At 71.2% G+C, this 12,086-nt stretch carries 11 protein-coding genes; 5 read left to right on the forward strand and 6 right to left on the reverse strand.

The genetic code is table 11. The annotated features are described in order from the left end of the window. Positions 1–85 precede the first annotated feature (85 nt). On the forward strand, positions 86–1,009 hold the full coding sequence (locus IM725_RS06450; protein WP_227753633.1) for a tripartite tricarboxylate transporter substrate binding protein: 924 nt from the start codon (positions 86–88) through the stop codon (positions 1,007–1,009). Positions 1,010–1,041: 32 nt separating this feature from the next. Here IM725_RS06450 and IM725_RS06455 read toward each other — a convergent pair whose 3' ends face one another. Both IM725_RS06455 and IM725_RS06460 read right to left on the reverse strand, forming a co-directional pair. Next, positions 1,042–2,208, reverse strand: a complete 1,167-nt coding sequence (locus IM725_RS06455) for a mandelate racemase/muconate lactonizing enzyme family protein (protein ID WP_193779752.1) — start codon at positions 2,206–2,208, stop codon at positions 1,042–1,044. A gap of 61 nt (positions 2,209–2,269) precedes the next feature. Continuing rightward, a complete protein-coding gene (locus IM725_RS06460; RefSeq protein ID WP_193779753.1) occupies positions 2,270–4,252 on the reverse strand; it encodes a S9 family peptidase in 1,983 nt (660 codons plus the stop codon). A 191-nt stretch (positions 4,253–4,443) separates the two neighbouring features. Between IM725_RS06460 and IM725_RS06465 the strand changes: the two genes are divergently transcribed. Genes IM725_RS06465 through IM725_RS06475 form a run of 3 tightly spaced genes read left to right on the forward strand, consistent with a single transcriptional unit; the run spans position 4,444 to position 6,685 of the window. Further along, the gene (locus tag IM725_RS06465; protein WP_193779754.1) at positions 4,444–4,680 is read left to right on the forward strand and encodes a DUF378 domain-containing protein; all 237 of its coding nucleotides are present in this window, start codon (positions 4,444–4,446) and stop codon (positions 4,678–4,680) included. Positions 4,681–4,721: 41 nt separating this feature from the next. Then, positions 4,722–5,570 carry an N-formylglutamate amidohydrolase gene (locus tag IM725_RS06470; protein ID WP_193779755.1) on the forward strand — a complete coding sequence of 283 codons (849 nt, stop codon included), beginning with the start codon at positions 4,722–4,724 and terminating at the stop codon, positions 5,568–5,570. Further along, positions 5,567–6,685, forward strand: coding sequence for an NAD(P)/FAD-dependent oxidoreductase (locus IM725_RS06475; RefSeq protein ID WP_193779800.1), 1,119 nt, complete (start codon positions 5,567–5,569; stop codon positions 6,683–6,685). The genes IM725_RS06470 and IM725_RS06475 overlap by 4 nt, the downstream gene beginning before the upstream one ends. On the opposite strand, the gene IM725_RS06480 is transcribed toward IM725_RS06475, so the two are convergent. Continuing rightward, the gene (locus IM725_RS06480) at positions 6,663–7,709 is read right to left on the reverse strand and encodes a quinone-dependent dihydroorotate dehydrogenase (protein ID WP_193779756.1); all 1,047 of its coding nucleotides are present in this window, start codon (positions 7,707–7,709) and stop codon (positions 6,663–6,665) included. The genes IM725_RS06475 and IM725_RS06480 overlap by 23 nt on opposite strands. 45 nt (positions 7,710–7,754) lie before the next feature. Here IM725_RS06480 and rpiA point away from each other — a divergent pair, with 45 nt between their 5' ends. Then, positions 7,755–8,426 carry a ribose-5-phosphate isomerase RpiA gene (gene rpiA, locus IM725_RS06485; protein ID WP_193779757.1) on the forward strand — a complete coding sequence of 224 codons (672 nt, stop codon included), beginning with the start codon at positions 7,755–7,757 and terminating at the stop codon, positions 8,424–8,426. 1 nt (position 8,427) lies between these two features. Here the strand turns inward: rpiA and IM725_RS06490 are convergent, their stop codons facing one another. The 3 genes from IM725_RS06490 to folD all read right to left on the reverse strand — a co-directional run bounded on the left by IM725_RS06490 (position 8,428) and on the right by folD (position 12,079). Further along, positions 8,428–9,096, reverse strand: a complete 669-nt coding sequence (locus IM725_RS06490; RefSeq protein WP_193779758.1) for a glutaredoxin family protein — start codon at positions 9,094–9,096, stop codon at positions 8,428–8,430. Positions 9,097–9,121: 25 nt separating this feature from the next. Next, a complete protein-coding gene (locus IM725_RS06495; protein ID WP_193779759.1) occupies positions 9,122–11,149 on the reverse strand; it encodes a M3 family metallopeptidase in 2,028 nt (675 codons plus the stop codon). Between the two features lie 78 nt (positions 11,150–11,227). After that, a complete protein-coding gene (gene folD / locus IM725_RS06500) occupies positions 11,228–12,079 on the reverse strand; it encodes a bifunctional methylenetetrahydrofolate dehydrogenase/methenyltetrahydrofolate cyclohydrolase FolD (RefSeq protein WP_193779760.1) in 852 nt (283 codons plus the stop codon). Positions 12,080–12,086 lie beyond the last annotated feature (7 nt).

Consider the following 12,086-nt stretch of genomic DNA (forward strand, 5'->3'; position numbering starts at 1 on the left):
CCACGTTCAGCCCGTCGCCGGGCAGCTGGTTCATCTGCGTCCACATGAGCGCGCCGCCGGCGCCTCCCTTCTGGCCGCCGCCGCCCTGGCGGGGGCCGCCCCCGGCGCTTGGGCCCAGACCGTGCCCTGCCCGGACAAAAGCATCATGTACTGGCAGGCCTTCCCGCCCGGCGGCGAGTCCGACCTGTCCGCGCGCCACCAGGAGCTGGTGCTGCGCAAGAAGTGCAATGTGCAGACGGTGATGCAGTACAAGGGCGGCGCCGGCGGCGCGCTCATGTGGACGCAGATGAACCAGCTGCCCGGCGACGGGCTGAACGTGGTGGGCATCAACCTGCCGCACATCGTGTTCCAGCCGATTCAGGGCGACGTGCAGTACAAGACGCAGGACGTGGTGCCGGTCTACTGGTTCCACTTCACGCCCGACATCCTGGTGGTGCCCGTGAGCAGCCCGATCCGCAATTTCCAGGACTTCGTGAAGGCCGCCAAGGCCAGCCCCGGCAGGATCAGCCTGGGCGGCTCGGGCCAGTACTCGGCCAACCACGCGGCGCACGAGCGCCTGGACGCCGCCTTCGGCATCAAGACCATCTACGTGCCCTTCAAGGGCACCGGCGACATGGCCACCTCCGTCATGGGCGGCCAGGTCGACGGTGCCATGACCTACACGCCCTTCGCGATCAACAACAGGGAGCGCGTGCGCCCGCTGGCCGTGGCGATGGAGAAGCGCCATCCGCTGATGCCGGACGTGCCCACCTTCCGGGAGCTGGGCGTGGACTGGGTGGACGGCGCCTGGCGCGGCATCGGCGTGCCCAGGTCCACGCCGCCGGAGCAGCGCAAGAAGCTGTCCGACCTGTGGCGCGCGCTGAACAACGACCCGGAGATGAAGGAGCTGGCGGCCAGGAACGGCTTCGAGCTGGTGAACGTGGGCAGCGAGGAGATGGACGCCTTCATGGCCGCCAAGGTCAAGCTCTACACCGAGGGCGCGGCCCGCATGGGGCTGGGCAAGAAATAGGTGGGGACGGGCGGCGCGCCGGCCGCCGTGCCTCACTCGGTCAGCGCCCGCATCTCGCGGATCAGGTCCGACTTGCCCTCGAAGCCGATGCCCGGCAGCTCGGGCAGTTCCACGTGGCCGTCGCGCACCCGCACGCCGTCGGGGAAGCCGCCGAAGGGCTGGAACAGGTCGGGGTAGCTCTCGTTGCCGCCCAGGCCCAGGCCGGCGGCAATGGCCAGCGACATCTGGTGGCCGCCGTGCGGGATGCAGCGGCTGGCCGACCAGCCGTGCTGGCGCAGCATGTCCAGCGTGCGCAGGTACTCGACCAGCCCGTACGACAGCGCGCAGTCGAACTGCAGCCAGTCGCGGTCGGGGCGCAGGCCGCCATGGCGGATCAGGTTGCGCGCGTCCTGCATGGAGAACAGGTTCTCGCCCGTGGCCATGGGCTTGTCGTAGTAGTTCCGCAGCGTGGCCTGCAGTTCGAAATCCAGCGGGTCGCCTGCCTCCTCGTACCAGAAGAGGTCGTAGGCGCGCAGGGCCTTGGCATAGGCGATCGCGGTGTCCAGGTCGAAGCGCCCGTTGGCGTCCACGGCGAGGCGCTGGCCGGGGCCCAGGATCGACAGCGCCGATTCGATGCGGCGCCTGTCCTCGTCCAGCGAGGCGCCACCGATCTTCATCTTCACCACGCTGTAGCCGCGGTCCAGGTAGCTGCGCAGCTCGTCCTTGAGCTGGCGGTCGTCCTTGCCGGGGTAGTAGTAGCCGCCGGCCGCATAGACGAAGACCCGGCGGTCGGGCGTGCCCTGGCCGTAGCGCTCGGCCAGCAGCTGGAACAGGGGCTTGTCCTCGATCTTGGCGACCGCGTCCCAGAGGGCCATGTCGATGGTGCCGATGGCGACCGAACGCTCGCCGTGGCCGCCGGGCTTCTCGTTGCGGAACATCGTCGCCCAGACCTTGTGGGCGTCCAGGTTGGCGCCGCTGTCGTCCAGCAGTGAAGCCGGTGCCGCCTCCAGGATGCGCGGAATGAACCGCTCGCGCATCAGCGCGCCCTGGCCGTAGCGGCCGTTGGAGTTGAAGCCGTAGCCGACCACGCGGCGGCCGTTGCGCACCACGTCCGTCACCACCGCCACCAGGCTCAGCGTCATCTTGCTGAAGTCGATGTAGGCGTTGCGGATGGGCGAGGCGATGGGGCAGGTCTTTTCGCGGACCTCGAGGATTCTCATGACCGCATTGTCCCCGCGCGGCCCGGCGCCGCCGCGGCGGAGACTACGTAGCGGCGCGGCCTCAGCCCATGTGCCGGGCGATGAAGCCCAGCGCGGCCTCGTACCAGGCCACCACGTTGCGCGGCTTGAGGATCCAGTGGTTCTCGTCCGGAAAGACCACCAGCTCGCTCTCGACGCCGTGGTACTGCAGGGCTTCGAAGAGGATCAGGCCCTCGCCGATGGGGCAGCGGTAGTCCTTCTCGCCGTGCAGGATCAGCGTGGGTGTCTTCCAGTGCCGGATGTGGCGGATGGGGGCGTTGCGGTCGTATCGGTCAGGCTCGGCGTAGGGGTCCTCGCCCCCCATCTCCAGGTACCACCAGGCCGGGTGGTCAGTGGTGCCTGTGAAGTTCGCCATCGTGACGATGCTGGCGTGCGTCACCAGGCAGCGGAAGCGCTGGGTCTGCGTGCCGATCCAGTTGGTCATGTAGCCGCCGAAGCTGCCGCCCATGGCCATGATGCGGCCCGGCGCGACGTCGGGGCGCTTCTCCAGCGCGTCCGTGAAGGCCATCAGGTCGCGGAAGCACTGCTCGCCCCAGACATTGCCCCAGATGCCCTGCACGAACTCCTGGCCGAAGCCGGTGGAGCCGCGCGGGTTGGGCTGCACCACCGCGTAGCCCTGGGCCACCGCCAGCAGCGCGTTCCAGCGCCAGTGCCAGCCGTCGCCGCTCATCCCGATGGGGCCGCCGTGGATCCACAGCAGCACCGGGTGGGGGCCGTCGCCGCGCGGCCGGGTGATCCAGCCCTGGATCGCCTGGCCGTCCGTCGAGGGGACGCTGACGCTCTCGGTCTGCGCCCAGGCATGGGCCGGCGTGAAGCCCGACAGGCGTGCCAGCGGCCGCAGCGCCTCGCCGGGGCGACCGCTGTGCAGGTGGCATTCGGGCGCGTCCAGCAGGCTGGAGTGCACGCAGGCGAAGCCGCCCTGCGGCAGGGCGTGAACCTCGGCGTGGCTGCCTTCGCCCGCCGGCGTGAGGGGCTGGACGGCGCCGGAAGCGAGGTCAATTTGGAACACCGGCACGCTGCCTTCGTCATCGGCGGTGACCCACAGCGCGTCGCCCGCCGTGGTCCAGGCCACCGGGTGGGGCCAGCGGTCCCAGGATGCCGCGACCGGCTGGCCCTGGCCCTGCAGGTCGAACACGTACAGCGTGGGCCGGTAGGCGCGTGCCGCCGAGCGCGTGCTGCGTACCGCGGCGATGCGCTGGCCGTCGGGCGAGAAGAGCGCGGTGCCAGTGCTGGTGCAGGCCGCCTGCGGAAACTGGGTGCGGGTACCCCGCTCCAGGTCGAACAGCACCAGGTGCTGGTCTTGCTCGCGGTCCTGGCCCGGCGTGGCCCAGGTGGCCAGCAGGTGGCGGCCGTCGCGCGCCAGGTCCAGTTCCGGCTCGATGGCGAATTCCGGGCCGGCCTCGGGGGTGAGGTCGGTGCGGCCGGTGGCATCGGCGCGCGCGGCGAACAGGTGGGTGCTGGCGCGATGGCTGTCCTGGTGCAGCCAGTGGTCCCAGTGGCGCACCGGCTGGCGCAGGAAGCGCCGCGCGCTGGACCCCTTCTTCTGCGCCGCCGCCGTCTCGCGCTGTTGCTCCTGCGGCACGCCGGGCAGCACGGGCGCGAACCAGGCCATGCGGTCCGCGCCGGCCGCGAAGCGGAAGGCCTCCACGCCCAGTGGCTCGTCGGTCAGCTGCACCGCTTCGCCGCCCTGGGCCGGCAGCAGCCAGACCTGCATGCGCTCGGCCGCGCCTTCGTCGGGCTTGCGCTCGTTGGGTGCCCGGTTGGACAGGAAGCCCAGGGCGCCGTCATTGCGGAAGCAGGGTGCCGTGTCGCGGCTGTCGCCGCGCGTCAGCTGGACGGCGGGGCCGCCGTCCGTGGGCAGCTTCCAGAGGTCCGACACGTACTCGTTCCCGTCCTGAGACAGGCGCTGTACGGCAACGGCCAGCCAGCGGCCATCGGGGGAGGGCGCGATCGCGCCGACGCGGCGCAGGCGGATATGGTCTTCGACGGTGTAGCGGGCTTCCATGCAGGCCTTCTTGCGTGTGGGGTCGGCGGATTGTGTCGCAGAGCGACGAAACCTGCCCTGTCCCATCCGCGAGCCCGACGCCGGCCTACAGGTGTGCGGAACCGCCCACACCGGCTGGCGGATGCCTCCTTGCCGGCGCGCGCCGCACCGCGCCTAAGGTGCGCCGTTTTGCAACTTCAAGGAGTTCTCCGATGGAAGACACCCTGCCCAACCGCCGTGCCACGCACGGCTTCAACGCCCTCGACTGGATCGCGCAGATCCTGCTCATCGTCGGCGGTCTCAACTGGGGCCTGGTCGGCCTGTTCGACTTCGACCTGGTGGCCCGGCTGTTCGGCGACGGCAGCATGCTCTCGCGCGTGGTCTACATCCTGGTCGGGGTGTCCGCGCTCTGGGGCCTGGCCATCTTCCGGCACAGCCGCCGGGACTGAGGCAGCGCGCACCGGCCCCTGCGGTGCGCCACAATGGGCGCATGGAAGCATTCGTGCGCTACCAGCCGGGGCGGACCCCGCTGGTGCTGGATTCCCCCCACAGCGGCGTGGACTACCCGCCCGACTTCCAGCCGGCCTGCGACCTGCAGGCCCTGCGGCTGGCCGAAGACACCCACGTCGAGAAGCTCTACGACTTCGCCCCCGCGCTGGGCGTGGCCTGGATCGAGGCCCTGTTTCCGCGCAGCTACCTGGATGTGAACCGCGACGTCACCGAGCTCGACGTGGGCCTGCTGGACGGCCCCTGGCCCGGCCCGCTGGAGACCGACCCGGCGCGGCTGGGCAAGGTGCGGCTGGGCAAGGGCGTGGTGTGGCGCTGCACCGACGAAGGCGTGCCCATCTACGACCGCAAGCTGAGCGTGGCCGAGGTGCAGCAGCGCATCGCCCACTGCTGGCAGCCCTTCCACGCGGCCGTGGCCGAGGCCATAGACGCCGCGCAGGCGCGGCACGGCTACAGCATCCACATGGACTGCCACTCCATGCCCGCGGTGAGCGGGCCGTTCTCCACCGATTTCCCGGGGCTGGTCCATGCCGACTTCGTGGTCGGCGACCGCGACGGCAGCACCGCCAGCCCGGCCCTGTCCACGCGGGTGTGCAGCCACCTGGAGCAACTGGGCTACAGCGTCTCCTACAACCACCCCTACAAGGGCGTGGAGCTGGTGCGGCGCCACGGTGACCCGTCCCGGCAGCGCCACAGCCTGCAGCTCGAGATCAACCGCAAGCTCTACATGGACGAGCAGACCCTGGCGATGAAGCCCGAGGCGGCACGCCTGCAGGCCCACCTGCTCTCGCTGGTCGACATGCTGCTGGCCACCGACCCGCGCACGCTCTGATGGACCGGGTCGATGCAATCGTCGCCGGCGGCGGCGTGGTCGGGCTGGCGGTGGGGCGCGCGCTGGCGCAGGCCGGCGCCGAGGTCATCGTCGCCGAGGCGCTGCCGGCCATCGGGCAGAGCGTGAGCTCACGCAACAGCGAGGTGATCCATGCCGGCATCTACTACGCGCCGGGCAGCCTGAAGGCGCGCCTGTGCGTGCGCGGCCGCGAGCTGCTGTACGACTTCTGCGACAGCCACGGCGTGCCGCATCGCCGCTGCGGCAAGTTGATCGTGGCCACCCGCGAACCGGAGCTGGAGGCCCTTCGCGGCATGCAGGCGCGGGCCGCCGCCAACGGCGTGGACCTGCGCTGGCTGGGCGGCGACGAGGCCATGCGCCTCGAGCCGGCGCTGGCCTGCGTGGCGGCGCTGGAGTCCCCGGCCACCGGCATCGTGGACAGCCACGCCTTCATGCTGGCGCTGCAGGGCGACCTGGAACGCGCCGGGGGCCTGGTGGCCCTGGGCTCGCCGGTCGCCTCCGCCCGGCTGGCGCAGGCGGCGGGGCACGTGGTGCGCTTCGCGGACGGCAGCGAGCTGGCCTGCCGCTGGCTGGTGAACAGTGCCTCGCTGCATGCGCCCGGGCTGGCGGCGCGTTTCGAGGGCCTGGACCCGCGCCATGTGCCCACGGCCTACTTTTCCAAGGGCAACTACTACAGCCTGGCCGGGCGGGCGCCGTTCTCGCGCCTGATCTACCCGGCCCCGGCCGATGCCTGGCTGGGGGTGCACCTCACCCTGGACCTGGGCGGCCAGGCCCGTTTCGGCCCCGACCAGGAGTGGCTGGACATCGCCACGCCCGAGCAGATCGACTATGCCGTGGACCCGCGCCGCGCCGACGGCTTCTATGCCGAGGTGCGCCGCTACTGGCCGGGCCTGCCGGACGGGGCCCTGCAGCCGGCCTACAGCGGTGTGCGGCCCAAGCTCCACGGCCCCGACGGCAAGGCGCCCGACTTCCGCATCGACGGGCCGGCGCTGCACGGGGTTCCCGGCCTGGTGAACCTGTTCGGCATCGAATCGCCGGGGCTCACCAGTGCGCTGGCGATCGGCGGCGAGGTGCTCAGCCTGCTCGCGCGGCCTTGAGCGCCCGCGCCACCTCGTCCACCAGCGCCGGGCCCTTGTAGATCAGGCCGGTGTAGACCTGCACCAGGTCGGCGCCGGCGCGCAGCTTGGACACCGCGTCCGCGCCGCTCAGGATGCCGCCCACGCCGATGATGGGGAAGCCCGGACCCAGCGCGGCGCGCAGCTGGGCGATCACGCGGTTGCTGGCCTGCAGCACGGGCGCACCGCTCAGGCCGCCGGTCTCCTGGGCGTGGGCCAGGCCCTGCACCGCGTCGCGGGCGATGGTGGTGTTGGTGGCGATGACGCCGTCCATGCCGTGCCGGCGCAGGGCCGCGGCGATGGCCTCCACCTGCGTCTCGTCGAGGTCGGGCGCGATCTTCAGGAACACGGGCACGCGGCGGCCCTGCGCGGCGGCCAGCTGTTCACGGCGCTGGGCGATGGCCGACAGCAGGCCGTCCAGCGCGGCGTCGGACTGCAGGCTGCGCAGGTTGCTGGTGTTGGGGCTGGAGATGTTGACCGTGACGTAGTCGGCATGCGGGTACACGCCCTCCAGCCCGAGCAGGTAGTCGCGCGTGGCCTCCTCGATGGGGGTGCTGGCGTTCTTGCCGATGTTCAGGCCCAGGATGCGGCCCTGGCGGCGGAAGGTGGCGCGCTGCACGTTGGCGATGAAAGCCTGCAGGCCGTCGTTGTTGAAGCCCAGGCGGTTGATCAGCGCCTCCTTCTCGGGGATGCGGAACATGCGGGGCTTGGGGTTGCCCGGCTGCGGCTGGGGCGTGACGGTGCCCACCTCGACGAAGCCGAAGCCCATGCCGCCCAGGCCGTCGATGCAGCGCGCGTTCTTGTCCAGGCCGGCGGCCAGGCCCACGCGGTTGGGAAAGCGCAGCCCCGCTATCGTCACCGGGTCGTCGACCAGGGGGTTGCACCAGGCCCAGGCCAGCGGCGTGCCCTGGGCCCGGGCCAGCCAGCCCATGGTGAGGTCGTGGGCGGCCTCGGGGTCCATGCCGAAGAGGATGGGACGGGCGAGTGAGTAGGGCAGGAGGGCCATGGATAATTCCGCGCAGGCAAACAAGCAAACCCCGGGATTGTCGCAGTGACCCAAGATGAACTGAAAACACTGGTCGGCCAGGCCGCCCTCCAATACGTGGTGCCCGGCGAGATCGTCGGCGTGGGCACCGGCTCCACGGTGAACAAGTTCATCGCCGCCCTGGCGACGATGAAGGACCGCATCCCCGGCGCCGTCTCCAGCTCGGTCGCCTCGACCCGGCTGCTGGAATCCCTGGGCATCCGCGTCTTCGAGGCCACCGAGGTGGACGAGCTGGCGGTCTACATCGACGGCGCCGACGAAATCGACGGCCAGGGCTACATGATCAAGGGCGGCGGCGCGGCGCTCACGCGCGAGAAGATCGTGGCCGCGCAATCGCGCCGCTTCGTCTGCATCGCCGACGAGAGCAAGCTGGTCCAGCAGCTGGGCCGCTTCCCGGTGCCGGTGGAGGTGATCCCGATGGCGGCGCGGCGCATCGCCCGCCAGTTCGCGGCCCTGGGCGGTACGGCGACCCTGCGCCAGAAGGACGGCCAGCCCCTGGTGACCGACAACGGCCAGCACATCCTGGACGTGGCCGGGCTGGCGATCGCCGACCCGCTGGGTTTCGAGAGCGAGGTCAACCAGTGGCCCGGGGTTGTCACCGTCGGGGTGTTCGCGCACCAGAAGGCCGCGGTATGCCTGCTGGGCACCGCCAGCGGCGTGCGCACCCTCAGCTACTGAATCAGAAGGTGATGCCGGCCGGGTTGGCCTCTTCGGACGCCGGAGAGGTGGCCGGGCCCGTGGCCGCAGCGGGCGCCGGGGCGGTTTCGCCGCGCGGCGCCGGACGGGCCTGGGCCTCGACCAGGGGCCGGGCCGGGCCCGGCAGCCAGCCGGCGGGGAGCTGCGAGGTCTTGGGGTAGCCGGCGGCGTCGATGAACTGGCTCCAGTCCGGCTCGGACCAGCCCCGCACCACCTGCGCGCCCACGGTCAGCAGGGGCAGGGTGGCTTCGCCGCCCAGCCGCTTGAGCGCTTCGATGTCCTCGTTCGTGGTCACGGTCCGCTCGGCAAACGGCACGCCGCGGCGGGAGAGCAGCGCGCGGCCCGCCTGGCAGGGCGGGCAGTTGGGCCCCGTGTACAGCGTCACCGGGTAGCGCGCGGCCACCTGGCGCAGTTCGAAAGGCAGGGCCGCCGCGCTGTTGCCGCCGCCCCCGGGCGCGTAGGGCGCCACCGCGGCCGGTGCGGCCTTCGCATTGGGCTGGCTGGGCGGCTGGTCGGAAAAGGTGACGCGCCCGTCGGGCCCGACGATGCGGTAGACGGTCTGGGCCTGCGCCGGCGCGGCCAGCAGGCTGCCCAGCAGGGCGGCCACCAGGCCGGCGCTGCGGGCCAGGGTGCGCGCGTGTCGGGTTTGCATCGTCAGGTGTCCTTGGGGCGGTCCTTCAGGCCATGCCCTGGTGGCGCAAGAGCGCGTCCAGCGTCGGCTCGCGGCCCCGGAAGGCCTTGAACGACTCGATCGCGGGCCGGCTGCCGCCGGCTTCCAGGATGGCCTGGCGGTATTTTCGCCCGGTTTCCACGCTGGGCAATCCGTCTTCACCCGCGGTCTCCTCGAAGGCCGCATAAGCGTCGGCGCTCAGCACCTCGGCCCACTTGTAGCTGTAATAGCCGGCCGCGTAGCCGCCGGCGAAGATGTGGCTGAAGGTGTGCGCCGTGCGGCTGAAGGCGGGCGGGCGCAGCACCGAGACCTCGTCGCGCACCTTGGCCAGCAGGGGCATGAAGTCCTGCGCGGGGTCGTGCTCGGTGTGCAGCAGCATGTCGAAGAGCGCGAACTCGATCTGGCGCAGGGTCTGCAGCCCGCTCTGGAAGTTGCGCGCCTGCATCATCTTGTCGTAGAGGGCGCGCGGCAGCGGCTCGCCGGTGTCCACGTGGGCGGTCATGTGGCGCAGCACGTCCCATTCCCAGCAGAAGTTCTCCATGAACTGGCTGGGCAGTTCGACCGCGTCCCATTCCACGCCGCTGATGCCGGAGACATCGCGCTCGTTCACCTGCGTGAGCATGTGGTGCAGGCCGTGGCCGGTCTCGTGGAACAGAGTGATCACGTCGTCGTGCGTGAGCAGGGCCGGCTTGCCGTCCACGCCCTCGGCGAAGTTGCACACCAGGTGCGCCACCGGCGTCTGCAGCGTGCCGGTGTCGGGCCGCAGCCAGCGCGCCCGCACGTCGTCCATCCAGGCGCCGCCGCGCTTGCCCTTGCGGGCCGCCGGGTCCAGGTAGAACTGGCCCACCAGCTGGCCGTTGCGCTCGATGCGGTAGAACTCCACGCCCGGGTTCCAGACCGGGGCGCTGTCCTTGCGCAGGGTGACCTCGAACAGGGTCTCGACGATCTTGAACAGGCCGGCCATCACCTTGGGCGCGGTGAAGTAGGCCTTGACCTCCTGCTCGCTGAAGGCGTACTTCTCTTCCTTCAGCCGCTCGCCGATGTAGGGCCAGTCCCAGGACTGCGGCTCGCGCAGGTCCAGCCGGCGGGCCGCGAACTCGCGCATCTCCTCCAGGTCCCGCTCGGCGTAGGGCCGCGCGCGGCCGGCGAGGTCGCGCAGGAAGTCGATCACCTGCTGCGGCGAATCGGCCATCTTGGGCACCACCGACACCTCGCCGAAGTTGCGAAAGCCCAGCAGCTTCGCCTCTTCCTCGCGCAGGGCGAGGATGTCCCGGATGAGCGCGGTGTTGTCGAAACGCGGGTCACCCTGGTCGCTGGCGCGGGTGACGTAGGCCCGGTAGAGCCGCTCGCGCAACGCCCGGTCGTGGCCGAACTGCATGACCGGCAGGTAGCTGGGCATCTTCAGCGTCAGCTTGTAGCCTTCCTTGCCCTCGGCCTGCGCGGCCGCGCGCGCCGCCTCCACCACGTCCTGCGGCACCCCGGCCAGTTCGCCCTCGCTGGCGTAGTAGGCGAAGGCGTCGGTGGCGTCCAGGGCGTTCTCGCTGAACTTCTGGCTCAGTTCGGCCTGGCGCTCCTGGATCTCGGCGTAGCGGGCCTTGGCGTCGCCGGTGAGCTCGGCCCCGCCCAGCACGAAATTGCGGACCGCGTTCTTCAGCGCCTGCTGCTGCTCCGCCGTCAGGGCCGCCGGGTCCATGGCCTTGTACTTCGCGTAGAGCCGCTCGTCGGAGCCCAGGCGGGTCCAGAACTCGGTGACGCGGGGCAGGGCGGCGTTGTAGGCCGCGCGCAGCTCGGGCGTGTCGGCCACCGCGTTGAGGTGGCTCACCGTGCCCCAGGCGCGGCCCAGGCGCTCGGTCGCGACGTCCAGCGTGCGGGCAATCGCCAGCCACTCGGCCGGGAAGGACGGCGCGGTCACCGTTTCCAGCGCCGCCTCGGCCTGCGCCAGCAGCTGGTCCAGGGCGGGCGCCACGTGTTCGGGCCGCACCTGGTCGAACAGGGGGAGGTCTTGGAAGTCGAGAAGGGGGTTGCTGCTGCTCATGCCGCCATTTTGGGGCAGGTCGCGGGCTTGCAAGCGGCCCCCGTGCGTATCACCACCCCCCAGGCTGGGGGTTCGGGCTCAGCCGGCCGCGCGCTCGGCGGCTTCCAGCGTGTTGACGAGCAGCATCGCGCGGGTCATGGGGCCCACGCCGCCCGGCACCGGGGTGATCCAGCCGGCGACTTCGCGCACGCGCTCGAAGTCCACGTCGCCGCAGAGCTTGCCGGCCTCGTCGCGGTTCATGCCCACGTCGATCACGACGGCGCCCGGCTTGACCATGTCGGCCGTCAGCACGTTGCGCTTGCCCACGGCCGCGACCACCACGTCGGCGCGCAGGGTGTGCGACTTCAGGTCGGCGGTGGCGCTGTGGCAGACGGTGACCGTGGCATTGCGGCCCAGCAGCATCATGGCCATGGGCTTGCCCACGATGTTGCTGCGGCCGATGACCACGGCTTCCTTGCCGCGCAGGTCGTAGCCGATGCTGTCCAGCATCTTCAGGCAGCCGTAGGGCGTGCAGGGCCAGAAGCCCGGCTGGCCCACCATGAGCGCGCCCGCGCTGGCGACGTGGAAGCCGTCCACGTCCTTGGCGGGGGAGATGGTCTCGATGACCTTGTGCGCGTCCAGGTGCCTGGGCAGCGGCAGCTGCACCAGGATGCCGTGCACCGACGGGTCGGCGTTGAGCGCGCGGATGCGGGCCAGCAGATCGGCCTCGGACAGGGTGGCGGGGTGCCGCTCCAGCGTGGCCTTGAGCCCGGTCTGCTCGCTGTCCGCGACCTTGTGCTTCACGTAGACCTGGCTCGCCGGGTCTTCGCCCACGAGCAGGATGGCCAGCTGGGGCTGGACGCCGCGCGCCTTGAGCGCTTCGGTGCGGCCGGCGACCTCGCCGCGGATGGTGCGGGCCAGCGCGTTGCCGTCGATGAGTTGTGCAGTCATGGATGAA

Origin of the sequence: Ramlibacter aquaticus (assembly GCF_015159745.1) — a bacterium.
GTDB lineage: Bacteria > Pseudomonadota > Gammaproteobacteria > Burkholderiales > Burkholderiaceae_C > Ramlibacter > Ramlibacter aquaticus.